Below are 23,254 nucleotides of genomic sequence, written 5' to 3'. Positions count from 1 at the left end.
ACCATGAACACGGAGCACAGCGACGTCCTGACCGTGGAGGTCACGGACGGGATCGCCCTGGTCACCGTCAACCGCCCGGAGGTCCGCAACGCGATCAACGCCACGGTCCTGCAGGCCCTCACCGGCACGCTCGCGGAGCTGGCCGAGGACGACGACGTCCAGGTGCTGGTCTTCACGGGCGCCGGGGACAAGGCGTTCGTGGCGGGTGCGGACATCAACGAGCTCGCCGTGCGCACCCCCAAGGACGGGCTGAAGGCCACCATGCAGGGCGTGTACGAGAAGGTGGAGCAGTTCCCCAAGCCCACGATCGCCGCGGTGAACGGCTACGCGTTCGGCGGCGGGCACGAGCTGGCCCTGGCGTGCGACATCCGCATTGCCGCCACCAACGCGCAGTTCGCGCTGCCGGAGACCGGGCTCGGCATCATGCCCGCGGCCGGCGGCACCCAGCGCCTCGCCAAGCTCGTGGGCCTGGGCCGGGCCACCGAGATCGTGCTCACCGGGCGGCGTGTGACGGCCCAGGACGCCCTGGCCATGGGGCTCGTGACCCAGGTGGTGGAGCAGGACCAGCTCCTGGACACCGCCCGCGAGACGGCGCAGGCCATCATGGCCAAGGGCCCGCTGGCCATCCAGCTGGCCAAGACCGTGATCCGCCACGGATTCGACGTGGACCACCAGACCGGGATCCTGCTGGAGCGCCTGGCCCAGTCCGTGCTGTACAGCAGCGCGGAGAAGGCCGAGGGAACCACCGCGTTCCTGGAGAAGCGGACCCCGGACTTCCGCACCGCAGCACAGAAGGACGTGAGCAAGTGAGCGAGAACCCCCTGGAGAGCATCAAGCACATCACCGTGATCGGCGCGGGGGCCATGGGCTCCCAGATCGCCATGGTGTGCGCCCTGGCCGGCTACGCCACGGACGTGGTGGACATCAAGCAGGAGGCCGTGGACCGCGCCTGCGAGCAGCTGCACTCCCGCATGGACCGGGACGTGAGCAAGGGCCGGCGCACGCAGGAGGACGTGGACGCCGCCTTCGAGCGCCTCACGTTCTCCACGGACCGGGACGCGTGCGCCGCGCAGGCGGACTTCGTGATCGAGGCCGCGGTGGAGGATTTGACGATCAAGCGCCAGGTCTTCGCGGAGCTGGACAAGGTCTGCCCCGAGCACACCATCCTGGCCACGAACTCCTCCAACATCGTCTCCTCGCGGGTGGCGGACGCCACCAACCGCCCGGACAAGGTGTGCAACGTGCACTTCTTCAACCCCGCCCTGGTGATGAAGTGCGTGGAGGTGGTCCCGCACGAGGGCACCTCCCGCGAGACCATGGAGACCGCCATGGAGCTCGCCCGCTCCATCGGCAAGGCACCCGTGCAGCTCAAGAAGGAGGTTCCCGGCTTCGTGGCCAACCGCCTGCTGGGCGCCCTGCGCACCGAGGCGCTGAAGCTCTACGAGGACGGCGTGGCGGACTACGAGGACATCGACGTGGCGGCCAAGACCGCCCTGAACCACCCCATGGGCCCGTTCGAGCTCATGGACATGGTGGGCATCGACGTGGTCTACCTGATCCGCCTCGCCGAGTACGAGCAGACCGGTGACCCCGCCTCCCTGCCCGCGGAGTCCATCAAGGAGAAGTACGAGGCCGGGGACTACGGCCGCAAGTCCGGCAAGGGCTGGTACGACTACGAGTAGTAGACCGCGGTCTCACGCCCCGGGGACCCCCGCCGCACCCGTGCGGCGGGGGTCCCCGTACAGGTTGCGGGCGAGGTTCACCACGCCGCGCAGCGCGGGATTGGGGTCCGCGGCGCGCCACACGAGCTGCACCTCCAGGGGCCGCTGGGCGCCCGCGAGGGGCCGGAACACCACGCCGTCGGAGGAGACGTTGTCCCGCACGCTGTCCAGGCTCAGGGCACAGCCGATCTGAGCGGCCACGAGCACCACGAGCGTCCACGAGTCCGGCGCCACCTGGGCCACGCGCGGCACGAAGCCCGCGGCGGTGGCCAGGGACGTGAGCCGGTTCTGCAGGGCGGCACCGGGCCCGGTGGGCAGCACCACCCAGGACTCGTCCGCGAGCTCGGCCATGTCCACGCGCGGGGCGTCGGCCAGGCGGTGGTTGCTGGGCAGCACCACCATGACCTTCTCGTGCCCCAGCACGCACGAGCGCAGCTCCGCGGGGATGAAGTCCCAGCGCCCGATTGCCACGTCCAGGGCACCGTCCAGCACCTTCTCCAGGGCCGTGTGGGAGAACTGTGAGCCGTGCAGCTCCAGGTGCACGCCCGGGCGGTGCGTGCGGATGTGGCGGGCCAGCTCTCCCACCTTGCGGTTGATGGACGCGCCCGCGAACCCCAGGCGCACCCTGCCGGTCTCCCCCGTCACGGACTTCGCCACCGCCGCCCGCGCGTTCTCCGACGCCGCCACGAGGGCCTTCGCGGGATCCACCAGTGCCGCACCGGCCGGGGTGAGGGACACCTGACGGGTGCTGCGCTCGAACAGCTCGGTGCCCAGGGACTTCTCAATGCTCTTGATGAGCCGGCTCAGGGGCGGCTGCGCGATCCGCAGGCTGGCCGCCGCGCGCCCGAAGTGCAGCTCCTCCGCCACGGCCAGGAACGCCCTTGCCTCGTGAACTTCCATGGCGGGAGACTACGTGATTGTTGCCGCACACGCATCACTGGGCCACCCTTTTTGTATTGGACACGGCCCAATGGCGGTGGTTGTGTGGGGTGAAACACACCTACCAGTGGAGCGTTCATGACTCTCAGCACCACGTCCGCGGGCGAGGGGCCCCTCAGCGGCATCGTCGTCGCGGACTTCTCCCGCATCCTGGCCGGCCCGTACTGCACCATGCTCCTGGCGGACATGGGCGCCACCGTGATCAAGGTGGAGGGGCCCGGAGGGGACGACACGCGGCTGTACAAGCCGCCGAGCGTCAACGGCATCGGCACGTACTACCTCTCCGTGAACCGGAACAAGCACTCGGTGGTCCTGGACCTGAAGGACCCCGAGGACCTCGCGACCGCGTACGAGATCATCGACGCCGCGGACGTGTTCATCGAGAACTTCAAGCCCGGCGGGCTGAAGCAGTTCGGTCTGGACGCCGAGTCCGTGGCCGAGCGGTGGCCGGGGATCGTGCACGCGAGCATCACCGGTTTCGGCACGGACGGCGGTGCCCACCTGCCCGGCTACGACCTCCTGGTGCAGGGGGTCTCCGGGTTCATGTCCGTGACCGGTTTCCCGGACGGGCCGCCCCAGCGCGGCGGGGTGGCGCTGTTCGACGTGATCACGGGACTCCACGCGGCCATCGCGGTCCTGGGTGCCCTGCACGAGCGCACCACCTCCGGGCGCGGTCAGCACGTGGAGCTGGACCTGTTCTCCGCGGCGCTGTCCGGTCTGGTCAACCAGACCACGGGCTACGCCGCGTGCGGCAACGACCCCCAGCGCCTGGGCAACGAGCACCCGAGCCTGTTCCCGTACGGTCCGTTCCCCACCGCGGACAAGGACCTCATCATCACGGTGGCGAACAACTCCCAGTTCACGCGCTTCACCACCGTGCTGGGCATGCCCGACCTCATCCAGGACCCCCGCTTCGACAGCGTGGAGCACCGGAACGACCACCGCGAGGAGCTGCGCCCGCTGCTGAACGAGGCGCTGCGGGGCGACACCGCCGAGACCTGGGCCGAGAAGCTGCAGGCCGCCGGTGTGCCGTGCGCCCCGATCCTCACCATCCCCGAGGGGGTGCAGTACGCCGAGTCCCTCGGTCTGCACCCGGTGGTCCAGGTGGGCAGCGGCGAGGACACCGTCCCGCTCATCAAGAACCCCGTCACGTACAGCCGCACCCCGGTGCGCTACGACAAGGCCCCGCCCGCGCTGGACGCGGACCGCGAGGCCGTCATGGACTGGCTGCACTCCCACCGAAAGGACCCGTCATGAGCGAGCTGCTCGAGAACCCCGACTTCTTCCTGCTGGACCAGGACCTCTCGCCGGAGGACGTGGCCCTGCGGGACCGCGTGCGCGCCTACGGGCAGGAGCACATCCTCCCCGCGGTCAACGAGGCCTGGGAGGCGGGCCAGCACCCCCTGCCCGTGTTCCAGGGACTCGCGGAGCTGGGCATCGTGGGCACGTTCATCGAGGGCTACGGCTGCCCCGGGCTCTCCCGGCAGGCCGCGGGCCTGGTGGCCCGTGAGATGGGCCGGATCGACGGCTCCGTGAACACGTTCTTCGGAGTGCACTCCAACCTGTGCATGGGCAGCATCTACATGCTCGGCAACGAGGAGCAGCGGGAGCGCTTCCTGCCCGAGATGGCGAAGGTCCGCAAGACCGGCGCGTTCGCGCTCACGGAGCCGGACCACGGCTCGGACTCCGTGTCCCTGGAGACCTCCGCCCGCCGGGACGGGGACCACTGGGTGCTCAACGGCCACAAGCGGTGGATCGGCAACGGTCACGCCGCGGACGTGATCGTGCTCTACGCCCGTGACGAGGCGGACGGTCAGGTCAAGTGCTTCGTGGTGGAGAAGCAGGAGGACGGCGAGTACCCGCAGGGCTACCGTCCCGAGGTCATCACGGGCAAGATCGGCAAGCGCGCCATCAACCAGGCGGACATCGTGATCGATGACCTGCGGATCCCCGCGGAGAACCGGCTGGAGAACTGCAACAGCTTCAAGGACGTCAACAAGGTGCTCAAGGCCACCCGCGGCGGTGCGTCCTGGGAGGCCGTGGGCCACGGCATGGCCGCGTTCGAGATCGCCGCGAAGTACGCCCTGGAGCGCGAGCAGTTCGGCATGCCGATCGCCAACTACCAGCTCGTGCAGGAACGCCTGGCCACCATGCTCTCGGACCTGACCTCCATGCAGCTGATGTGCACCCGCATGGCGCACCTGCAGGAGACGGACCAGCTCACGGACGCCATGGCCTCCCTGGTGAAGATGACCACGTCCCGCAAGGCCCTGGACATGTGCCGCACCGCCCGGGACATGCTGGGCGGCAACGGGCTGCTGCTGGAGAACCACATCGGCCGCCACCTCACGGACATGGAGGTGGTCTCCACGTACGAGGGCACCGACTCCGTGCAGGCACTGATCGTGGGCCGCGCCATCACCGGCGTCTCCGCGTTCACGCGCACCCGCCGCTGAGCCGGCCGGGTCCGCGGGCCCGCCGCCGGGGTGCCCAGGTCCGCGAGTCCGCAGGCCACGGCGCCGCATTGGGTGCTCGACGCCGCGGACCCCCTCCGGCGCCCGGCTCACGGTGCCCTGCTCCCGGCACCCCGAGCGCAGGGGTGCGTCCCGGGAGCTCCCACGGCGCACGTCCCCGGCCTTCCCGTGACGCACGGCTCACAGCGGCGTCATAGCGGGGCGTGACACCATGGTGGGCGGGTCCGTCGTGTCCGAGACGGGCCCGCCCAACGTCTTCCGGTGAGGTCCTCCGTCCGTGTCGTACGCCCCCTACCCCCCTGGTTCCGATCCCCGCGGTGCTGAACCGCGCCACCCCGGCGCGTACCGCGGCACCCCCCACGCGCCGGTGCAGGCCACCCCGGCCGGGTACGCCCCTGCACCCGGGCCCGCGCGTACGGTCACCCCCCGCTCCGTGGTGGGAGCCCTCGTGGCCCTGCTCGTGCTGTGGGGACTGGTCCCGCTCATCGCGCACGCCGGACTGGGTACCGTGACCGGGCAGGCTCTGGACGAGGCCGCCCTCACGCAGGCCAAGGCGGACCGCACCACTCTCGTCCCCACCCCCGTGCTCGTGGCCGCGCAGTACCTCCCGGAAGTGGTCGCGGTCCTCGCGGGTGTGCTCGCCCTGGTCTGGGCCGTGCGGCACCGCCGGTGGAGCGCCGCGCTCTTCGCGGCGGGTTCGGTGCTCGCCGCGAACCTCACCACGCAGTTCCTCAAGCACGGCGTCCTGGACAAGCCGGACCTGGGCGTGCAGCAGATCGCGTCCAACTCGTTCCCCTCCGGGCACACCACCGCCGCGGCCTCCCTGCTCATGGCGGCGTTCCTGGTTGCCCCTGCTCACCGCCGCGCGCGCACCGGGCGCTGGGGCGCGTTCCTGGCCGCGCTGGTGGGCATGAGCACCGTGCTCAACGGCTGGCACCGCCCCACGGACGCCGTGGCCGCGCTGTTGATCGTCGCCGGCTGGGGCGTGCTCGCCACCCTGCTCACCCGGCTGCTCGACGCCGCTCTGGGCCGTTCCGGGCTCCGCTCGGGCGGCGCTCCAGGCCAGGCCTGCCGCCGGTTCCGGGAGGACCGCTCCCGCAGGCGGCAGGAGCTCGCGTGGAGCGAGGACCGCGGGGAGAGCGCCTACATGCCCCCCGCCCACGAGAGGGCGGAGCGGCAACGGGCGCGGGCGGCGTCGTCGTCCGCGGACAGCGCGCAGGGTGCCCCGGCGTGGAACGGAAACCAGCCGGGCAACGGCGGTGCGGCGGGCAGCGGGAACCCGGCGTGGAACCCCCAGCCGCACGGACACGCGCCCCGCATCCCGGCGCGGCCGCGGATCGCGACCGCCGTGCTGCTGACCGTGCTCACCACCGCGCTGGTGCTGCTGGCGGTGTGGTGGCCCTACCCGACCGTGGCGGGAACGTTCGCCGGGCGGGTCACTCTGACGGCGGGGTACCTGGGGATTGCGTCGGCGGCTGCTCTGGGGTGGGCCGTGGTGGCGCGGCGGCTGCGTCCCGCGACTCGATGAGCGCGCAGCGGTCCAGGAACACCCGGGCGACGCCCGCCTGGTAGGGCAGCCGGTACATGGCCGCCGTGGAGGGCCCCCCGCCCGCGAGGTCCACGTCCCGCGCGCGGTGGATGGCCAGCTCCATGGTGTCCGCCTGCTGCGTCACGAAGTTGGCGGAGACGGGCGTGCCGTGGCCCGGGACGAACGCGGTGTAGCGCTCCAGGGTGGCCAGCGCGCGCAGGGACTCCACCCAGCGCTGGGGGTAGGCGTCCTCGAAGTTGGGGTCCGCGCCCTCCTCCACGAGGTCGCCGCAGAACACGACGTCGTCCACGCCCACGCACACGTCGTTGTCCGTGTGGCCGGGGCCCAGGAAGAACAGGGTGACGGGGCGCTCGCCCAGGTCGATGCGCGTGAGCGAGGGGCGCAGACCCGTGCCGGGGAGCGTGTTCGTGGGCAGCACCAGTCGGGTGTCGATGCCCTCGCCGGCACCCATCTCGGGCTCCTGTGTGCTGACGAAGCTGCGCTGGTACTCCCCCACCTCGGCCATGGCGCTCGCGCAGGCCTTGTGCGCCCAGAACTCCGTGGCACCCGCGCGCGCGAACACGGCGTTGCCCATGTAGTGGTCGTAGTGGGCGTGGGTGTTCACCACGGTCAGCGGCAGGTCCGTGATGTCCCGGACGGCCGCGAGGATCTCGCGCCCCTGGCGGGGGCCGGCACCGGTGTCCACCACCAGGGCGCGCTGAGTGCCCAGCACCAGACCGGAGTTCAGTCTCCAGTTCTCGGTGCCGATCACGTAGACGCCGGGGCGCAGCTCCTGGGTGCGTGCCATGCGGCTCACTCTATCCGCAACGCACCACCCGCCCCGCATCCGGGCGGGGTCCACGGGGCCCGCGGAAGGGCGCGGTGCGGGGCCTGTGGCGGGGTGCTGTGCCTGCGCCACAGGGCGGGCGACGGAGCCTTCGGCCCGCCCGGCGCCGGTGCTACTGTGTGCCGCGTGTCCCCCACCCACTCCCGTCCCGCGCACGACGCCGCGGGGCGCTTTGCGCCCTCGCCCTCCGGTGATCTGCACCTGGGCAACCTGCGCACCGCGCTGGCCGCGTGGGGGTTCGCGCGCACCACGGGACGCCGGTTCCTGCTGCGCGTGGAGGACCTGGACCGCGTGAAGCCCGGCGCGGCCGAACGCAACGTGGCGGATCTGCGGGCCATTGGCCTGGACTGGGACGGACCCGTGGACCACCAGTCCCGGCGCATCCCCCACTTCCTGGAGCGCGTGCAGGAGCTCACCGCAGCCGGGCTCACCTACGAGTGCTTCTGCACCCGCAGGGAGATCCACGCCGCCGCGTCCGCACCGCATGGCATCCCGGGCGCCTACCCGGGCACGTGCCGCCACCTCACCGAGGAGCAGCGGGCACGACGCCGCACGGAGCGCCCTCCCGCCGTGCGCCTGCGCGCCGGGGTGCGGGAGTTCACCGTGCGGGACCACTTCGCGGGCGAGTTCACGGGTGCCGTGGACGACATGGTGCTCGTGCGCAACGACGGCACCCCCGCCTACAACCTGGCCGTGGTGGTGGACGACGCCGAGCAGGGCGTGGACCAGGTGGTGCGCGGGGACGACCTCCTGCCCTCCGCGCCCCGTCAGGCGTACCTCGCGCAGCTGCTGGGCCACCCCGCGCCGTCGTACCTGCACGTGCCGCTCGTGCTGGGGCCGGGCGGGGACCGGCTCGCCAAGCGCGACGGCGCCGTGACCCTGCGCGAGCTCCAGGACCTGGGGCACTCCCCCGAGGACGTGGTGACCTGGCTGGCCTCGTCCCTGGGCGTGGCCCACCCCGTGCGCACGGCCGCCGAGGTGCTGGAGCGCTGGGACCCGGGCACGTGGTCCCGGGAGCCCGCGGTGTTCGAGCCGTGGGATGCTGCGGGCGACTGAACGGCCGCGACCGCCGGGCGGCGTACCATTGTGTTCTGCCTCACTTCATGCAACCGGGAAGCACTTCGTCCCCCTATACAGTGGGCGCAGTCCAACGATCCCGTACCGGAAGGCACGCGCATGTCCGATCAGGCGTACCAACTCATGGCGATCCTGGCGTACTTCATCGCCATGATCTGCATCGGCCTGTGGGCCAACAGCAAGACCAAGAACCTCGACGACTACATGCTGGGCGGGCGCAACCTCAAGCCCGGTGTGGCGGCGCTGTCCGCCGGTGCGTCGGACATGTCCGGGTGGCTTCTCATGGGCCTGCCCGGAGCGGTCTACCTCTCCGGCCTGGTGGAGGCCTGGCTCGCCATCGGCCTGACCGTGGGCGCGTGGGTGAACTGGAAGATCGTGGCGCCGCGGCTGCGCGCGTACACCGAGGTCTCCCACAACTCCATCACCATTCCCTCCTTCCTGGACAACCGGCTCAAGGGCAACACCCGGATCCTGCGCGTGATCTCCGGCGTGATCATCCTGGTGTTCTTCACGTTCTACGTGTCCTCCGGCATGGTGGCCGGCGGCGTGTTCTTCCAGTCCTCGTTCGGCACGAGCTACCTGACCGGCATGCTGCTGGTGGCCGGCGTGACCGTGCTCTACACGTTCTTCGGCGGCTTCCTGGGCGCGTCCTACACGGACCTCTTCCAGGGCCTGCTGATGCTCGTGGCACTGGTCATGGTGCCGATCGTGGGCGTGTTCCTGGTGGGTGGTCCCGCCGAGATGGTCACCCGCATCGAGAACGTCAACCCCCACGCCCTGTCCCTGTTCGCGGGCGGCACCGCGGTGGGCATCATCTCCTCGCTCGCGTGGGGACTCGGCTACTTCGGCCAGCCGCACATCATCGTGCGCTTCATGGCCATGCGCACCCCCGCGGACGCCAAGGCCGGACGCCGCATCGGCATCGGCTGGATGGTCCTCACCGTGCTGGGCGCCATCGGCACCGCCCTGGTGGGCCTCGCGTACTACGGCAACCGCCCGGGTGAGGAGCCCACCGACCCCGAGGCCATCTTCCTGGACATGTCGCAGGTGCTGTTCCACCCGCTGATCGCCGGTCTCGTCCTGGCGGCGGTGCTCGCGGCCGTGATGTCCACGATCTCCTCGCAGCTGATCGTGTCCTCCTCCGCGCTGGTGGAGGACCTCTACAACCTGGCCGCCAAGCGCACCCCCTCCCCCAAGGCCCAGGTGTGGCTGGGCCGCGGCGGCGTGCTGCTCGTGGCCGTGGTGGCCGCGGCCCTCGCCTGGGAGCAGAACTCCACCATCCTGGACCTCGTGGGCTTCGCGTGGGCCGGCTTCGGCGCGGCCTTCGGACCGGTGGTGCTCATGAGCCTGTTCTGGCGCAAGCTCACGAACGCGGGCGCCATCAGCGCCATGCTCGTGGGTGCCGCCACCGTGTTCCTGTGGCAGTACACCCCGTGGAGCGACCTCTACGAGATCATCCCCGGATTCATCCTGGGCGGTCTGGTGGGCATCGTGGTGTCCCTGCTGACCCACCGGGACAGCCCGGAGATCGACCGCGAGTTCGACGAGACGCTCCGGCTCGTCCGCCACCCCGAGGAGGCGGACCCCGCAGCCGCGGCGCACACCGCCGCCGGTGAGGCTCCTGCCGGGACGGTCTGACCGACCCGCTCGCTGTTCCATGACGAACGCCCCGCACCTCACGGTGCGGGGCGTTCTGTCCGCGGCGGGCGGGACGCGGTGCGGTCCCTCAGCAGTGGTAGGTGTCCGTGGGTGCCTCGAAGTGCATGTCGTAGCCCTCCGGCAGGCGCATGCCGAACGCCGTCGCCAGTCCCAGGACCTTGCGGGCGCGGGCCAGACGGGGCAGGTCGGAGCCGTTGCGGATCTGGCCGCCGTCCTCCTCGAACTCCTGCAGGAACTCGGTGGCCCAGGACAGCTCGCTCAGGGACGGGGACAGGCCCTCGTTGACCGTGGCGGTCTGCTCGGGCATGAGGCACAGCTTGCCGGTCATGCCGAACTCGTCCGTGACACCCGTGGCCTCGGCGAGCTTGGCGCCGAGGGCACCCACGGCGGGACCGTCGATGGGGCCGGGCAGGTTCGCTGCGCGGGACGCGATGGTGAACTGCGAGCGCGTGTACGCGAGCGCCATGGGGTTCTCCCCGAAGCCGGTGTCACGGCGGTAGTCGCCGATGCCGAAGGCCAGGCGGTAGGTGGAGCGGGCCGTGGCGATGTCCTGCAGGTTCTGCACCCCGCGGGCGGTCTCCACGAGCGCGACGATCCGGGTGCCGCGCAGCATCTCCGCGGTGCGGGTCACGTGCTCCGGGGACTCGGTCATGGCCAGCATCACGCCGTCCAGGCCGGGGACGTCCCGCAGCGCCAGGAGGTCGTCCTCCCACCACGCGGTGCCGAAGCCGTTGACGCGGACCCACGCGCGGTGCGGGGTGCCGTCCTCGTCCCGCTCGTTGAGCCAGGTGATCACGTTCTCCCGGGCCTGGGCCTTGTCCGCGGGTGCCACGGAGTCCTCGACGTCCAGCACCACGGCGTCCGCGGCGCTCTGCGCGGCCTGGTCGAAGCGGGAGACGTGGGAGCCGTTGACGAGCAGCCAGGAACGGGCCAGCTCCGGGCCCACGGCGGGGATCTCGGTGGGGTCGATGGTCATGGCGGTGTCCGCAAGGGTGGAGGTCATGGAGTTCACTTCGCGATCTGTGTCTGAGAACGGACACGCCCCTCGCGCCTCGGTCCGTGGGCCTGCAGCGGGGGCCGGGTCTCACGGTGGAGCGTGCGTGCTCCGGCCGTGGACCGCAGCCCGTGCGCGGGACACGGAACCCGGGGCGGGGTGGCGCGGGTCAGCCGACGGTTGTGGACCAACCTGGACGATGAGGTGGTTGGTGCTGGTCGTCTGCCAGTCGTGCAGTCCGCTGCTCCCGCGCCGCGAGGTGCTCGGCCGGGCCCGGTGCGCGCGTGGTGGTGCACTGCCGGGGCGAACAGTCTTTCACCGTAATGCAGCTCACACCCGATCTCAAACGCGCTGCTCAGACCCGCCGACGCAGCGCCCGGGAGGTCTTGGCCGTGGCCACCGCGTTCCACGGGTCCTCGGGCCACGGGTGCTTGGGGTAGCGTCCTCGCATCTCCGCGCGCACCTGGGCGTACGGCCCGGACCAGAACGACGCCAGGTCCTCGGTGATGGCCAGCGTGGCCCTGCCCGGTGAGAGCAGGTGGAACTGCACGGGCACGCGCCCGTCCGCCACGCGCGGGGTCTCCGCCCAGCCGAAGCACTCCTGCAGCTTGACCGCCACCACGGGCGAGCTCGCGGGCTCCTCCTCGTCGAAGACCTCGGGGTAGTCGATGCGCGCGGTGTTCCCGCTGGGCACCGCGAGGCGCCGCGGCGCCAGTTCCTCCAGGCGGGCGGCCTCGGGCCACGGCAGCAGCCGCCGCAGGGCATCTGCCACCTTCACGGCGCGCAGCGATCCGCCCCGGGCCACGTCCCGCAGCTCGGTGGCGAGCCACTCGTCGGCGCGGGCGAGCAGGGCGGCGTCGTCCACCGCGGGCCACGGCCCACCCAGGTGACGACGCAGCAGGGCCAGGCGCGCACGCAGGCCCACCGCGGCGTCGTCCCACGGCAGCAGGTCCAGCCCCTGGGCGGCGAGGGCGGCACGGATGGCGGGCACGGCCGTCTCGGGGTCCGCGGTGACCGGGGTGGCGGAGAGCTCGATGGCGCCCACGGCACGCACCGCGCGGGTGACCACGCGCCCGTTCGCGAAGTGCGCCCGTGTCTCCTCGCGGGCGAGCGGTCCCGCGACCAGCTGCGCCGTCTCCCGGTCCAGCGGGGCCGCCGCGCGGATCACCGCGCCCGTGCCCGCCGCTGCCCTCCCGGTGGCGCGGCTCAGCTCGGCCACCGCCAGCCACTCGTGGTGGCGCAACGGGCTCCCGGCCTCCAGTCCCGCGCGCGTTCCGGATGCCAGCAGCCACTGGTCCCCGCGCTCGTCCACGCGCCGGGCCACCCACTCGGGCTGCGCCAGGCCCACGACGACGCCCTCCCGCAGCTCCGCGGGCACACCCACCGCCACGGCGCCCTCACGGGGACTGTCGGCCGCATCCTCTGCCGCGAGCGCGGTGCGCGCCGCCATGCGTTCCAGCCGCTGCACGTCCCGGCGCCAGCGGTAGGAACCCTGCGCACCACCGGAGCGCAGCCCACGCACGAGGGCGGGGATGTCCGCGGCGGGTGCGCGGGCGCCGTCGGAGACCGCGGCAACCACCTCGGCCGCGGTTCGACGCCCCACGAGGTCCGCGCCGTCCAGCAGCGCGCGGCCCCAACGGGGTTCCACGGGCAGGGTGACCAGCAGGCGACCGAGGTCCGTGGCACGGCCGTCGTCGGCAATGGCGCCGATGCGTCGCAGCTCGGCCTCCGCATCCGCGCGGGCACGTGCGGGCAGCGGGTCCGGCAGGGCCATGCCCTCGCCGCCGGGTGCGCCCCACACGGCGAGCGCGAGCGAGGCGGCGGTGAGGTCCGCGGTGCGCACCTCGGGGACGGTGTGGGCGGGCATGGCGCCCCAAGCGGCGTCGTCGTAGCAGCGCACCACCGTTCCCGGCCCCTGGCGTGCGGCGCGCCCCGCCCGCTGCTCGGCGGAGGCCTTGGACGCGGAGACCGTGACGAGCCCCGAGATGCCGCGCCCGGCGTCCCGGCGGGGCTGACGGGCGAGGCCCGAGTCCACCACGAGCCGCACGCCCGACACCGTCAAGGAGGACTCCGCGAGCGAGGTGCTGACCACGATCCGCGGCCGCTCCCCCGGTGCACGGCCCGCCACGGCGCGGTCCTGCTCCCGGGGCGCGAGCTGGCCGTGCAGCTCCAGCACCTCGGCGCCGGTGAGCGAGCGCAGCTCGGAGGCCACCCGCGTGACCTCGCGGGCCCCGGGGAGGAAGACGAGGGCATCCACGGAGGGGTCCGCGGCCACGGTGCGCTCGTGGGCGGCCGCGGCCGTGCGCGCCACGTGGGAGAGGAACGCCGGGGTGACGCCGCGCTCGTCCAGACGCCGCGGGCCGGGCGCCCACTCCACGGCCAGCGGGTGCAGCGCGGACGGGCAGTCCACCACGGGCACCGGCTCCCCGCCGCCGAGCAGCTCCGCGAAGCGCTGCGCGTCCACCGTGGCGGACATGGCCACCACCGAGAGGTTCTCCCGCAGCTGGCGCAGGTCCGCGAGCATCCCCACGAGCAGGTCCGACTCCACCCCGCGCTCGTGCACCTCGTCCAGGACCACGGCGGCGGTTCCCGCCAGCTCCGGGTCCCCCAGCAGACGGCGCAGCATGATCCCGGGGGTCACGAACTCCACCCGGGTGGCCTTCGAGGTCTTCTGCTCGCCCCGCACGCTCCAGCCGACGACGCCGCCCGGCTCCGCTCCTGTGAGCGCGGCCAGCCGCCGGGCGGCCGCCCGGGCCGCAACCCGGCGGGGCTGGACGACGACGACGCGTCCGGCCCCTTGTGTGTCGCCGTCGTGCACCAGGTTGGCCACGAGCGGCGGGACCACCGTGGTCTTGCCCGTGCCGGGAGGGGCCTGCACCACGGCGGCCCCGCCGACGAGCGCCTGCTCCAGCCGCGGGAGGGACTGCGCGAACGGCAGGCCCCGGCCGATGCGGTCCAGGTCGAAGAGGTGGGAAGACATGACCTCACCCTAGGTGCGCCCAGCCCAGATGGGCTGCTCCTGCTTTGCGTTGACCGGTTGAATCCGCCACCGTTTCTGCACACACGAAGCGTGCAATGGGAGCATCGAGTGAGGGGTTCGACTGTTGGTGAGCGTCGAGTAGACGACCGACGCAGTGATGGCATCCAAGCGTGAGTGGTTTACTTCTCTCATGAATGGACCAGCGTGGGCCTTGCTCGCTTTTCACCTAGCGGTACTCGCGGTCTTTCTCTGCATCGCCCTCCGTCCCCGGGCACGAAACCAACGATCCTCTGTTGTGCAACGCCTGACGGCAGGAGTCATCGGTCTCATGGCCCTCGCCCCTTGCATCATCATTCCGGTTTCCGCCCGTCCAGGCAGCCAGCCCGGGCTTGCCCGTCTCCTCCTGTTCCTCTCGCTGCCCGCTATTACCTTTGTGGCCTCGTCGTATTCTCGGAGAAACCGACGTTCTAATCACAGCTAAGCCTCGACCACGCACCCGGTAGCTCACACGCAAGCGAGTTCAACCGGTCAACGCACCACCACCATTTCGGCACTGCTTAGACTCGTCAAGAGAGGGCATCCGCACCGGTGACGGTGCGGTGACGACGAAACGCAAATCGTCGCGAAACCTGACAGCATCGAGACCATGCAGAAAGAACGCGAGAGAACCCATAGACCGTGGCTTTGCGTGCTGGCAGGACGCTCAGGCATGGGCAAGACGACGCTCGCCAAGCAGCTGGCGCAGGCGACGGGTGCTTGCTACCTACGCGTCGATGCCGTCGAAACAGCTCTCTACAGGGTCCAGGAACACGTCGGCACAGCCGGCTACGTGGTCGTCCACGAGGTTGCCGCTTCCAACCTGCTGCTCGGAATGAACGTCATCGCGGACGCTGTCAACGCCGTTCCCGAGGCTCGCGCCGCCTGGCGTGAAACCGCGCACCGGTGCGGCGCCCAATTGACGGTCCTCGAGACCGTTCTGCTAGATGGGGATGAGCATCGCCGCCGTGTCGAGTCCCGCCAGGCCGATATCCCCGGGCACCATGTTCCGAGGTGGAGCGAGGTCCAGGTCGACGGCTGGGTGCCCTGGAACGAGGATCGCGATGGCGCACGCGTCGTGGTCGACACCACTGTCGCCGAGAGTGCCCTGCGAGACGCCCGGGGAGCATTGCCAGCACCCTGACGCCTACTCGTGCCGTGTTCCAAGGATTGTGACGGTGAGTGTAGATCAGACGGTCGTTTTTCTCGACCGCCGGTGGAGCAGGCCAGGAACCGCGCAACTTCATGAGTGCAATAGGTCAGCGCGCCGCAGGAACGCTGGAGTCCCATGCCCACTCCTCCAGTCGGGGACGTTCGCCCAGGGGCACTCGGCCACAGCAGTAGAGAAACACAGCGGTGGGATTTCCCTCGGGCGCGTGAGGGAAAAGCCGACCCAGGAGCGGCGCGCACAGGGTTCCAGGTGGCCTCCACTCCAGACCCAGGCCACGGGCAATGTCGTAGGTGTGTACCAGGACCTCGACCGCGCCCATCGCAGCAAACCCGGGGCCGTCTGAGACACCATAAGGGTGCCAGCCCTGGACCTCGGGGAGGGCGTTCTCAACGGCCTGTTCAAGCATTCGGCCACACATGCCGATTGCCTCAAGAACCTGGCAGTTGGTTGCGTTTTGATCCACCACCACGTCGATGGGCAGATAGTTGTCCTGGGGCTGAGCAATCACCTGAGACGCATAGGAGAACAGGTCGTCCGCAACATGCACCGCCGTGTCACGGCAGGACCACTCCACATCTCCGGCGGGGGCCGCCCACGAGAGGTCTGCAACGGCCCCCAGCAATGACCGCATCTGCACAACCGAGTCGCTAAGCACCTGCGTCATCGAGTCCACGACTGAATCCTAGTGCCGCCACATCAGACCAGCAGGTAGAGCGCTCCCAGCACCGTCACCACGATCACGGCGGTGTCGAACACCCGCTGCCGGATCCGGGAGATGGCCCAGCGGCCCGCGAACGCGCCGAGCACCACACCCGGGACCAGGAGGGCGTCCAGCACCAGGGTCTGGGTGCTGATCAGTCCCAGGCCCACGGACACCGGGACCTTGAGGAGGTTCATCACGGCGAAGAACCACGCCGCGGTTCCCAGGAAGGCCTGCTTGGGGAACCGGGCGGCCAGGAAGTACATGGACATCACCGGCCCGCCGGCATTGGCCACCATGGTGGTGAACCCACCCAGGGAGCCGTACCCCACGGCCGCGGTGCGTGAGGCAGGGGCCGGCGCGGCGCCGTCGTCCTCCCGGGAGGCGGCGTCACGGTGGCGCTGCCAGAGCGTGAGCGCCATGAGGAGCAGCAACATGACGCCGATGACGCGCCGGACCAGGGAGTCACCCGCGAAGGCCAGGAAGACACCGCCCAGGGCGAGCCCCACGAGGACCGCCGGGAGCATGCGGACCAGCGTGGGCCAGTGGGCGTGCTTGCGGTAGGTCCACAGCGCGAACATGTCCCCCACGATCAGCAGGAGCAGCAGCGCGCCCGTGGAGGGTTTCGCGGGCAGCACGGCGGCGCAGATCGCGACGGCCAGCGTGTTGATCCCCGGCAGCGCGGTCTTGGAGAAGCCCACCAGGACCGCGGCGAGGGCGAGCGCCGCCCATGCCACGGTGCTCAGATCGGGAAGCATGGCCATGGGGGTCCTTCCTGCCGGTACCGGAACAACCCGCCGCTGCTCCCAGAGCAATCTAGTCCCCGATCAAGGGAGCGCCGCGCAGTCCAGCTCACGCGCCGTCGGGTGGAGCAACTGCACCTGAGCAGCGCTAGATCTGCAACAACGGAGTAAACGCAACGGGGGGGGCAGGGCGCACGCGGACCGGGCAGCGGCGTCGCGACCCCGCCCCGTCCTACAGTGGTACCCATGACCAACGCGCAGCTTCCCGAACGAGTGTCCGAGATCTTCGACCCCCAGCAGTGGCGGCCCGTGGAGGGCTTCACGGACCTGCAGGACATCACCTACCACCGCGGGGTGGAGCGGGACGCGGACGGGGCCGTGGTCAAGGACCTGCCGTGGGTGCGCATCGCGTTCGACCGCCCGGAGGTCCGCAACGCCTTCCGCCCGGGCACGGTGGACGAGCTGTACCGCACCCTGGACCACGCCCGCATGTCCTCGGACGTGGGCGCCGTGATCCTCACCGGCAACGGGCCCTCCGCCAAGGACGGCGGCTGGGCGTTCTGCTCCGGCGGGGACCAGCGCATCCGTGGCCGGGACGGCTACCACTACGCGGAGGGCGAGACCGCCGACTCCATCGACCCCGCCCGCGCCGGGCGTCTGCACATCCTGGAGGTGCAGCGTCTGATCCGCACCATGCCCAAGGTGGTCATCGCCGCGGTGTCCGGGTGGGCCGCGGGCGGTGGGCACTCGCTGCACGTGGTGTGCGACCTCACCCTCGCCTCCGCCGAGCACGGCAAGTTCAAGCAGACGGACGCCACCGTGGGCTCGTTCGACGCCGGTTACGGCTCCGCCCTGCTGGCTCGCCAGGTGGGTCAGAAGTTCGCCCGGGAGATCTTCTTCCTCGCGGACGAGTATTCCGCCGAGGACATGCACCGCATGGGCGCCGTGAACCGCGTGGTCCCCCACACCGAGCTCGAGTCCACCGCCCTGGACTGGGCGCGCAAGATCACCTCCCAGTCCCCGCAGGCCGTGCGCATGCTCAAGTACGCCTTCAACCTCCCGGACGACGGCATGGTGGGCCAGCAGGTCTTCGCCGGAGAGGCCACCCGCATGGGCTACATGACGGACGAGGCCGTGGAGGGCCGGGACGCCTTCCTGCAGAAGCGGGACCCGGACTGGTCCGCGTTCCCCTACTACTTCTGAGCCGCCGCGTGAGCCCCCACGGTTCAGGCCCCCTCGACGACGCCGCCGCACCCGTCCGCTCTGCCCCGGTCACCTCCGCGCCGGGACCGGGTCCCTCAACGTCCGGGGCAGGTGCACCACCCGTCGCCGCCACGTCCTGGCCCGGTGCGTCGGGCGCTGACTCCGCGCCGGGAGAAGCACCCCTGCCCGGTCACGCGCCCACGGCGCCCCGGTCGGAGGAGCTGCCGAGCGACGTCGTGGTGCTGGACGGCCCGCTCGAGGGCCATCCCGCTGCCCTGCTTCCCCGGCTCCGCAGGGCGCTGTCCCGGCCCGGGCCCGCGGTGGTCGTGGCCACCTCCGGCTCCACGGGGCGGCCCAAGAAGACCGTCCTGAGCACCGAGGCGCTCACCGCGTCCGGGCGGGCCACCGAACGGGCCACCTCGGGCACGGGGCAGTGGCTGCTGTGCCTGCCGGCACACTACGTCGCGGGCGTGCAGGTGCTCGTGCGCTCGGTGCTCGCCGGGACCGAACCCGTGGTGATGGCCGCCGAGCACTTCACCCCGGGCGCCTTCGCGGACGCCGCCGAGCGGCTGAGCCACCCGGTGCGCTGCGTCTCCGTGGTCCCCACGCAGCTGCAGCGCATCCTGGACCCGCACGACGGCGCCCCGGACCCCCGCGCGGTGGCCGCCCTCGCGCGCTTCGACGCCGTGCTCGTGGGCGGCTCCCCGCTCGCCCCGGACCTCGCCGCCCGCGCCGAGGACGCGGGGGTGCGTGTGGTGCGCACGTACGGGATGTCCGAGACGTGCGGCGGCTGCGTGTACGACGGCACCGCCCTGGACGCAGTCACCGTCCGCGTGGTTCCCGATCCCGACGCCGCCGGGCCGCCCTCCTCGGCCGGGTCACCACGCGGCTCGGAGGGCCGCATCTGGCTCGGTGGGGACGTGGTGGCCGCGGGATACCTGGACGATCCCGCCCAGACCGCCGCGCACTTCCGGGTGCTGGACGGGCAGCGCTGGTACCGCACCGACGACCTCGGGGCCGTGGACGAGCGCGGCGAGCTCACGGTCCTGGGCCGCACGGACGACGTGGTCAACACCGGGGGCGTGAAGGTCTCCGCGGGGCGGGTGGCCGCCGTGCTGCTGGAGGACGAACGGGTCCGGCAGGCCCTCGCGGTCGCGCTCCCCCATCCCGAGTGGGGTCAGGCCGTCGCCGCCGTGATCGCGCCACGCCCCGGAGCCGCAGAGAACGCCGAGCAGAGAGGGACGCTGGAGCGCGAACTGGCCGAGACCGTGCGCGCCCGGCTCGGTGCACCCGCAGCGCCCAAGCTGTGGCGCCACGTGGCCGCCCTGCCCCTGCTGAGCACGGGCAAACCGGACCGGCGAGCCGCGGTGGAGCTGTTCGCAGGGCATGCCACCTGAGCGGCGCACCAGTCGATCGCCACCCCGTCCCGGAGGAGAACTCATGCCCGCCCACTCCCTGGACCTCGTGCTCGCACCGGAGCACGACCGGGCCGTCCGCGCCCGCTGGGACGCCCTGCGCGAGGCCGGGTTGCCCAGCCTGGCCACCCACCGCAGCTCTTCCAACGCGCCGCACCTCACCGTGCTGGCCGCCCCGGACTTCGAGGAGGCCGTCCTCGAGCGGGCGCGGTCCCTGGTCCGCCCCCTGCTCCCGTGCCCGCTGCCCGTCACGGGGCTCACCGTCCTGGGCTCGGGGCCTTTCGTGCTCGCGGAGGCGCTGGCCGTGCCACCCGATCTCCACACGGCTGCGGCGGAGCTGCGCCGCATGTGCGGAGGGGACGACCGCCCGTGGGTTCCCCACGTGACCCTCGCCAAGCGTCTCGACGCCGCCGGGGTGGGCCGCGCGCTGGAGGTGTTCAGCGACGTCGCCCCACCACAAGCCCTGGAAGCGGTCGCCCTGCGGCGCTGGGACCCGGACCGGCGGGAGACCACGGTGGAGGTGCCCTGAGCCCGGGGACCCCGCCGCACCCGGTGGCATGTGCACGTGCACAGCGCGTGAAACAATGAGGACGAATCCGCCGTCAGTACGTGAAAGGTTGCACCGTGGCCACACCAGCTCAGTGGGTCGAGGGAGCGCGTCTGCGGACGCTGCCCATGGCCGCGGCCCCCGTGATCGCCGGGACCGCAGCGGCGCACGCCATGCACGCGGCGCGGCCGCTGCACGCCGTGCTCGCGCTGCTCGTGGCGCTGTTCCTGCAGGTCGGCGTGAACTACGCGAACGACTACTCGGACGGCGTGCGGGGCACGGACGACGACCGTGTGGGCCCGCTGCGCCTGACCGGCTCGGGTGCCGCGGCCCCGCGCGAGGTCAAGACCGCCGCGTTCGCGTGCTTCGGGCTGGCCGCCGTGACCGGTGTGGCGCTCGTGGTGCTCTCCCAGCAGTGGTGGCTCGCCGTGGTGGGGGTGCTCGCCATCCTGGCCGCCTGGGGATACACGGGCGGGAAGAAGCCCTACGGCTACCTGGGTCTGGGGGACGTGTTCGTCTTCGTGTTCTTCGGGCTCGTGGCCACCCTGGGCACCACGATCACGCAGGCCGACCGGCTGAACGCGGACGCGTGGATCATGGCCGTCTCCACCGGACTCTTCGCCTGCGCGCTGCTCATGGCCAACAACGTGCGCGACATCCCCGGTGACCGCGAGGTGGGCAAGAGGACCCTGGCCGTCCGCCTGGGTGATCCCAAAGCGCGGCTCACGTTCACGGCCGAGCTGTTCGTGGGGATGGTCCTGCCGCTGCTGCTGGTCCCCCACAACCCGTGGGTGCTGCTCGTCTACGCCGTGAGCCCGCTGGCGTTCAACGCCGCCTCCACGGTGCTGAAGGCTGCGGACCGGCGGGAGCTGATCCCCGTGCTCAAGCAGTGCGGGTTCATCAACCTGGGCGTCACCGTGCTCTACGCGGCGGCCGTGGTCGTCCACCGGTACCTGGGCTAGGGCCGCCGCCGAGCCCGGGACTCAGATGTCCTTGCGGGCCTCGGAGTCCGTGTAGGAGTCCTCGATCTCCTGGTCCTCCAGCGCCACGCGGTTGGCGGGCTTGGGGCTGCGGGAGATCATCCGGTGGAAGTCCTGCCCCGCCGCGTAGTGCAGCCTGGGGAAGAAGATGTAGCAGATGGCGAACGCGGCCAGCACGGCGGCGATCCCGGAGAAGACCATCCCCAGCCCCACGAGCATGAACAGCAGGAACAGCACCACCAGGATGCCCAGGCGCAGCAGGGAATACTTCACGAAGTTCACACGGTCAGTCTAGGGGCTCGGCCTGGACGTCCCCCGGGCATCCGCCACCGGGCACGCCGCGACGAACCACCCGGTTCCCACGGGAAACGGGCGTGCCACGGTCGGGAGGGCCCCGGGCTCCCCGCCTAGGATGATGCGCATGGGCAGAGCGATCATGATCATCGGCGCGGGTGCACTGGCAGTGGGCGTCATCATCTACGCGCTCATCGAGTGCGCGCAGTCGGAGAAGTACACGGTGCGCGCGATTCCCAAGGGCGCGTGGCTGCTGGTGATCCTGCTCCTGCCCGTCGTCGGCGCCCTGCTGTGGCTCTTCTTCGGCCGCCCCCGCAACGACGCCGCCCGCGAGCCGGCGCGCGGCCGCGGCCCCGACGACGACCCCCAGTTCCTCCGCAACCTCGAGGAGCGCCGCCGGCAGCAGGAGCGGGCCCGCAGGCTCCAGGAGTGGGAGAACGAGCTCAAGCGCACCGGCCGCTCCCCCCACCGGCACGACGCCGCCGGGGGCGATGACGCCGGGAACGGCACCGCCCGGAACGAGCCGCTCGACCCCGCCGATCCCCGGTTCGAGAGCCGCGGCCCGGGGCGTCCGGAGAGCCCCGGGGACCCGGCGGAGGACACCGGCAACGACCCCGAGCCCCCGCACGGCAGCTCCCCCTCCGCGGAGCGGTAGCCGGTCCGGAACCACCGCTCCCGGGACACCCGCGAGTCCCTACGGCAACGAGCCCGCCCCCGCACCGAAGTGCGGGGGCGGGCTCGTCGTCCGAGGGGTGGGGCGGCGTCGTCCTCCGGGGAGCGCGGCACCCGCGCCACCGGAGGGACTCAGCGCGCGGGGCTCACAGGCCGGAGTAGGAGTGCAGGCCCGGGAAGAGCGTGTTGACGATGGTGAAGTTGAAGACCACGCACATGTACCCGGCGATCGAGAGCCACGCGGAACGGTTGCCGTTCCAGCCGCGGGTCACGCGGGCGTGCATGTAGGCGGCGTAGACGGTCCACACCACGAAGGTCCAGACCTCCTTGGTGTCCCAGCCCCAGAAGCGGCCCCAGGCCTGGTCCGCCCAGATGGCGCCAGCGGCCAGGGTGAAGGTCCAGAACACGAAGCCCACGGAGTTCAGGCGGAACGCGAAGTTCTCCAGCGTCACGGAGTCCGGGACGGCGCGCAGGAAGCCCATGCGGGACTCCTCCCCCGCCGCCAGGCGCTTCTCGCGGCGGGACTGCAGCAGCTGCAGCACGGCCATGGCGAACGTGATGGTGAAGATCCCGGAGGCCGCCACGGCAATGGAGACGTGGATGATCAGCCAGTAGGACTGCAGCGCAGGCTGCAGCGGGGACACCGGGGTGGGGAACGCGATGGTGGCCAGGCACAGCATGATGAGCACGAGCCCGGAGACCATGGGGCCCACGAAGCGCAGGTCCTTGAAGACCAGGGTGACCAGGTAGACGCCCGAGACCACGAGCGCGCCCGTGCTGCAGAACTCGTACATGTTGGCCCAGGGCACACGGTCCGCGGCGATGCCGCGGGAGACCACGGCGAACGCGTGCAGCAGGAACGCGATGACCATGAGGGTCACCGCCACCCGGGCCGCGGGGCGGCGGGCGTTGCGCCGGTAGTTCAAAGACTCGAACTCCCCGGCGCCCCGGGTGGAGTTGTCCGCGGTCGTGCGGAACTCGCCCGGAGCGGCGTCGGCCGCCGCCGTGGCGCGGACGGACCGCCCGGAACCCGGGTGCTCGGCACCCGCCGCCGAGGAGCCGACGGCGCCCGCTCCCACGAGCTCCCTGGCGTCCTCCTGCTGCGCGGCCGCCCGCTTCTGCGCGCGGCGCTGCTCCTGCAGGCCCAGGGTCTTGGAGTGGGAGGCCATGTCCCACACGAACGCCACGAACACCACCATGTAGGTCATGGCGGCCAGGAGCATGAACCACTCGCTCCAGTTGCCCAGAGTCACATTGATGTCGCTACCCATTGC

Annotated in this window: 21 protein-coding genes; 13 read left to right on the top strand and 8 right to left on the bottom strand. The window is 71.6% G+C overall.

All coding sequences use genetic code 11. The features are described 5' to 3' along the window. Positions 1–3: 3 nt before the first annotated feature. Together EAE32_RS03800 and EAE32_RS03795 are read left to right on the top strand one after the other, a co-directional pair. The gene (locus EAE32_RS03800) at positions 4–810 is read left to right on the top strand and encodes an enoyl-CoA hydratase/isomerase family protein (protein WP_121864226.1); all 807 of its coding nucleotides are present in this window, start codon (positions 4–6) and stop codon (positions 808–810) included. After that, on the top strand, positions 807–1,682 hold the full coding sequence (locus tag EAE32_RS03795; RefSeq protein WP_121864225.1) for a 3-hydroxyacyl-CoA dehydrogenase family protein: 876 nt from the start codon (positions 807–809) through the stop codon (positions 1,680–1,682). Before EAE32_RS03800 ends, EAE32_RS03795 begins: the two co-directional genes overlap by 4 nt. A 12-nt stretch (positions 1,683–1,694) precedes the next feature. On the opposite strand, the gene EAE32_RS03790 is transcribed toward EAE32_RS03795, so the two are convergent. Then, on the bottom strand, positions 1,695–2,621 hold the full coding sequence (locus EAE32_RS03790; RefSeq protein WP_121864224.1) for a LysR family transcriptional regulator: 927 nt from the start codon (positions 2,619–2,621) through the stop codon (positions 1,695–1,697). Between the two features lie 117 nt (positions 2,622–2,738). On the opposite strand from EAE32_RS03790, the gene EAE32_RS03785 reads away from it, so the two are divergent. From EAE32_RS03785 to EAE32_RS03775, 3 genes are all read left to right on the top strand, one after another. Continuing rightward, positions 2,739–3,917 carry a CaiB/BaiF CoA transferase family protein gene (locus EAE32_RS03785; RefSeq protein ID WP_121864223.1) on the top strand — a complete coding sequence of 393 codons (1,179 nt, stop codon included), beginning with the start codon at positions 2,739–2,741 and terminating at the stop codon, positions 3,915–3,917. Next, the gene (locus tag EAE32_RS03780; protein WP_121864222.1) at positions 3,914–5,116 is read left to right on the top strand and encodes an acyl-CoA dehydrogenase family protein; all 1,203 of its coding nucleotides are present in this window, start codon (positions 3,914–3,916) and stop codon (positions 5,114–5,116) included. The genes EAE32_RS03785 and EAE32_RS03780 overlap by 4 nt, the downstream gene beginning before the upstream one ends. A 295-nt stretch (positions 5,117–5,411) precedes the next feature. Beyond that, positions 5,412–6,662, top strand: a complete 1,251-nt coding sequence (locus tag EAE32_RS03775) for a phosphatase PAP2 family protein (RefSeq protein WP_243635563.1) — start codon at positions 5,412–5,414, stop codon at positions 6,660–6,662. On the opposite strand, the gene EAE32_RS03770 is transcribed toward EAE32_RS03775, so the two are convergent. After that, positions 6,571–7,470: an MBL fold metallo-hydrolase gene (locus EAE32_RS03770; RefSeq protein WP_121846144.1), complete on the bottom strand. Its 900-nt coding sequence runs from the start codon at positions 7,468–7,470 to the stop codon at positions 6,571–6,573. The genes EAE32_RS03775 and EAE32_RS03770 overlap by 92 nt on opposite strands. Positions 7,471–7,635: 165 nt before the next feature. Here EAE32_RS03770 and gluQRS point away from each other — a divergent pair, with 165 nt between their 5' ends. Then, the gene (gluQRS, locus tag EAE32_RS03765; protein WP_121864779.1) at positions 7,636–8,565 is read left to right on the top strand and encodes a tRNA glutamyl-Q(34) synthetase GluQRS; all 930 of its coding nucleotides are present in this window, start codon (positions 7,636–7,638) and stop codon (positions 8,563–8,565) included. Between the two features lie 120 nt (positions 8,566–8,685). Further along, positions 8,686–10,224, top strand: coding sequence for a sodium/proline symporter PutP (putP, locus tag EAE32_RS03760; protein ID WP_121864221.1), 1,539 nt, complete (start codon positions 8,686–8,688; stop codon positions 10,222–10,224). A gap of 88 nt (positions 10,225–10,312) precedes the next feature. On the opposite strand, the gene EAE32_RS03755 is transcribed toward putP, so the two are convergent. Then, positions 10,313–11,248 (bottom strand): HpcH/HpaI aldolase/citrate lyase family protein, encoded by a 936-nt coding sequence (locus EAE32_RS03755; protein ID WP_207803851.1) that lies wholly within the window; start codon positions 11,246–11,248, stop codon positions 10,313–10,315. A 346-nt stretch (positions 11,249–11,594) separates the two neighbouring features. Beyond that, positions 11,595–14,219, bottom strand: coding sequence for an ATP-dependent helicase HrpB (gene hrpB / locus EAE32_RS03750; protein WP_121864219.1), 2,625 nt, complete (start codon positions 14,217–14,219; stop codon positions 11,595–11,597). Between the two features lie 646 nt (positions 14,220–14,865). On the opposite strand from hrpB, the gene EAE32_RS03745 reads away from it, so the two are divergent. Next, positions 14,866–15,399, top strand: a complete 534-nt coding sequence (locus tag EAE32_RS03745) for a P-loop nucleotide/nucleoside kinase family protein (protein ID WP_121846140.1) — start codon at positions 14,866–14,868, stop codon at positions 15,397–15,399. Positions 15,400–15,514: 115 nt separating this feature from the next. On the opposite strand, the gene EAE32_RS03740 is transcribed toward EAE32_RS03745, so the two are convergent. Together EAE32_RS03740 and EAE32_RS03735 are read right to left on the bottom strand one after the other, a co-directional pair. Continuing rightward, on the bottom strand, positions 15,515–16,090 hold the full coding sequence (locus EAE32_RS03740) for a maleylpyruvate isomerase N-terminal domain-containing protein (RefSeq protein WP_243635642.1): 576 nt from the start codon (positions 16,088–16,090) through the stop codon (positions 15,515–15,517). Between the two features lie 32 nt (positions 16,091–16,122). Continuing rightward, the gene (locus EAE32_RS03735; protein WP_121846138.1) at positions 16,123–16,890 is read right to left on the bottom strand and encodes a sulfite exporter TauE/SafE family protein; all 768 of its coding nucleotides are present in this window, start codon (positions 16,888–16,890) and stop codon (positions 16,123–16,125) included. 225 nt (positions 16,891–17,115) lie between these two features. Here EAE32_RS03735 and EAE32_RS03730 point away from each other — a divergent pair, with 225 nt between their 5' ends. The 4 genes from EAE32_RS03730 to EAE32_RS03715 all read left to right on the top strand — a co-directional run bounded on the left by EAE32_RS03730 (position 17,116) and on the right by EAE32_RS03715 (position 20,996). Continuing rightward, the gene (locus EAE32_RS03730) at positions 17,116–18,072 is read left to right on the top strand and encodes a 1,4-dihydroxy-2-naphthoyl-CoA synthase (RefSeq protein ID WP_121846137.1); all 957 of its coding nucleotides are present in this window, start codon (positions 17,116–17,118) and stop codon (positions 18,070–18,072) included. A 236-nt stretch (positions 18,073–18,308) separates the two neighbouring features. Continuing rightward, positions 18,309–19,469 carry an AMP-binding protein gene (locus EAE32_RS03725; protein WP_240625130.1) on the top strand — a complete coding sequence of 387 codons (1,161 nt, stop codon included), beginning with the start codon at positions 18,309–18,311 and terminating at the stop codon, positions 19,467–19,469. A gap of 43 nt (positions 19,470–19,512) precedes the next feature. Further along, on the top strand, positions 19,513–20,016 hold the full coding sequence (locus EAE32_RS03720) for a 2'-5' RNA ligase family protein (RefSeq protein ID WP_121864217.1): 504 nt from the start codon (positions 19,513–19,515) through the stop codon (positions 20,014–20,016). A gap of 95 nt (positions 20,017–20,111) precedes the next feature. Further along, positions 20,112–20,996 (top strand): 1,4-dihydroxy-2-naphthoate polyprenyltransferase, encoded by an 885-nt coding sequence (locus EAE32_RS03715; RefSeq protein ID WP_121864216.1) that lies wholly within the window; start codon positions 20,112–20,114, stop codon positions 20,994–20,996. A 21-nt stretch (positions 20,997–21,017) separates the two neighbouring features. Here the strand turns inward: EAE32_RS03715 and EAE32_RS03710 are convergent, their stop codons facing one another. Continuing rightward, complete coding sequence (locus tag EAE32_RS03710) at positions 21,018–21,296, bottom strand: DUF4229 domain-containing protein (RefSeq protein ID WP_121846133.1); 279 nt, start codon at positions 21,294–21,296, stop codon at positions 21,018–21,020. 139 nt (positions 21,297–21,435) lie between these two features. Here EAE32_RS03710 and EAE32_RS11970 point away from each other — a divergent pair, with 139 nt between their 5' ends. Next, positions 21,436–21,963 carry a PLDc N-terminal domain-containing protein gene (locus EAE32_RS11970; RefSeq protein ID WP_243635562.1) on the top strand — a complete coding sequence of 176 codons (528 nt, stop codon included), beginning with the start codon at positions 21,436–21,438 and terminating at the stop codon, positions 21,961–21,963. Positions 21,964–22,126: 163 nt separating this feature from the next. On the opposite strand, the gene ccsB is transcribed toward EAE32_RS11970, so the two are convergent. Continuing rightward, positions 22,127–23,251 carry a c-type cytochrome biogenesis protein CcsB gene (ccsB, locus tag EAE32_RS03700; RefSeq protein ID WP_240625194.1) on the bottom strand — a complete coding sequence of 375 codons (1,125 nt, stop codon included), beginning with the start codon at positions 23,249–23,251 and terminating at the stop codon, positions 22,127–22,129. Positions 23,252–23,254: the final 3 nt, after the last annotated feature.

This window comes from Kocuria tytonicola, assembly GCF_003687175.1.
Lineage (GTDB): Bacteria > Actinomycetota > Actinomycetes > Actinomycetales > Micrococcaceae > Kocuria > Kocuria tytonicola.
The sequence above is the reverse complement of the archived record's forward strand: the minus strand, read 5'-3'. Positions and strand labels throughout refer to the sequence as shown.

What these genes read in the sequence shown, in the direction of transcription:
- EAE32_RS03800 (WP_121864226.1), top strand. Translation starts at nt 4, where the DNA reads ATGAACACGGAGCACAGCGACGTCCTGACCGTGGAGGTCACGGACGGG.
- EAE32_RS03790 (WP_121864224.1), bottom strand. Translation starts at nt 2,621, where the DNA reads ATGGAAGTTCACGAGGCAAGGGCGTTCCTGGCCGTGGCGGAGGAGCTG.
- EAE32_RS03785 (WP_121864223.1), top strand. Translation starts at nt 2,739, where the DNA reads ATGACTCTCAGCACCACGTCCGCGGGCGAGGGGCCCCTCAGCGGCATC.
- EAE32_RS03780 (WP_121864222.1), top strand. Translation starts at nt 3,914, where the DNA reads ATGAGCGAGCTGCTCGAGAACCCCGACTTCTTCCTGCTGGACCAGGAC.
- EAE32_RS03770 (WP_121846144.1), bottom strand. Translation starts at nt 7,470, where the DNA reads ATGGCACGCACCCAGGAGCTGCGCCCCGGCGTCTACGTGATCGGCACC.
- putP (WP_121864221.1), top strand. Translation starts at nt 8,686, where the DNA reads ATGTCCGATCAGGCGTACCAACTCATGGCGATCCTGGCGTACTTCATC.
- EAE32_RS03755 (WP_207803851.1), bottom strand. Translation starts at nt 11,248, where the DNA reads ATGACCTCCACCCTTGCGGACACCGCCATGACCATCGACCCCACCGAG.
- hrpB (WP_121864219.1), bottom strand. Translation starts at nt 14,219, where the DNA reads ATGTCTTCCCACCTCTTCGACCTGGACCGCATCGGCCGGGGCCTGCCG.
- EAE32_RS03745 (WP_121846140.1), top strand. Translation starts at nt 14,866, where the DNA reads ATGCAGAAAGAACGCGAGAGAACCCATAGACCGTGGCTTTGCGTGCTG.
- EAE32_RS03740 (WP_243635642.1), bottom strand. Translation starts at nt 16,090, where the DNA reads ATGACGCAGGTGCTTAGCGACTCGGTTGTGCAGATGCGGTCATTGCTG.
- EAE32_RS03735 (WP_121846138.1), bottom strand. Translation starts at nt 16,890, where the DNA reads ATGGCCATGCTTCCCGATCTGAGCACCGTGGCATGGGCGGCGCTCGCC.
- EAE32_RS03730 (WP_121846137.1), top strand. Translation starts at nt 17,116, where the DNA reads ATGACCAACGCGCAGCTTCCCGAACGAGTGTCCGAGATCTTCGACCCC.
- EAE32_RS03720 (WP_121864217.1), top strand. Translation starts at nt 19,513, where the DNA reads ATGCCCGCCCACTCCCTGGACCTCGTGCTCGCACCGGAGCACGACCGG.
- EAE32_RS11970 (WP_243635562.1), top strand. Translation starts at nt 21,436, where the DNA reads ATGGGCAGAGCGATCATGATCATCGGCGCGGGTGCACTGGCAGTGGGC.
- ccsB (WP_240625194.1), bottom strand. Translation starts at nt 23,251, where the DNA reads ATGGGTAGCGACATCAATGTGACTCTGGGCAACTGGAGCGAGTGGTTC.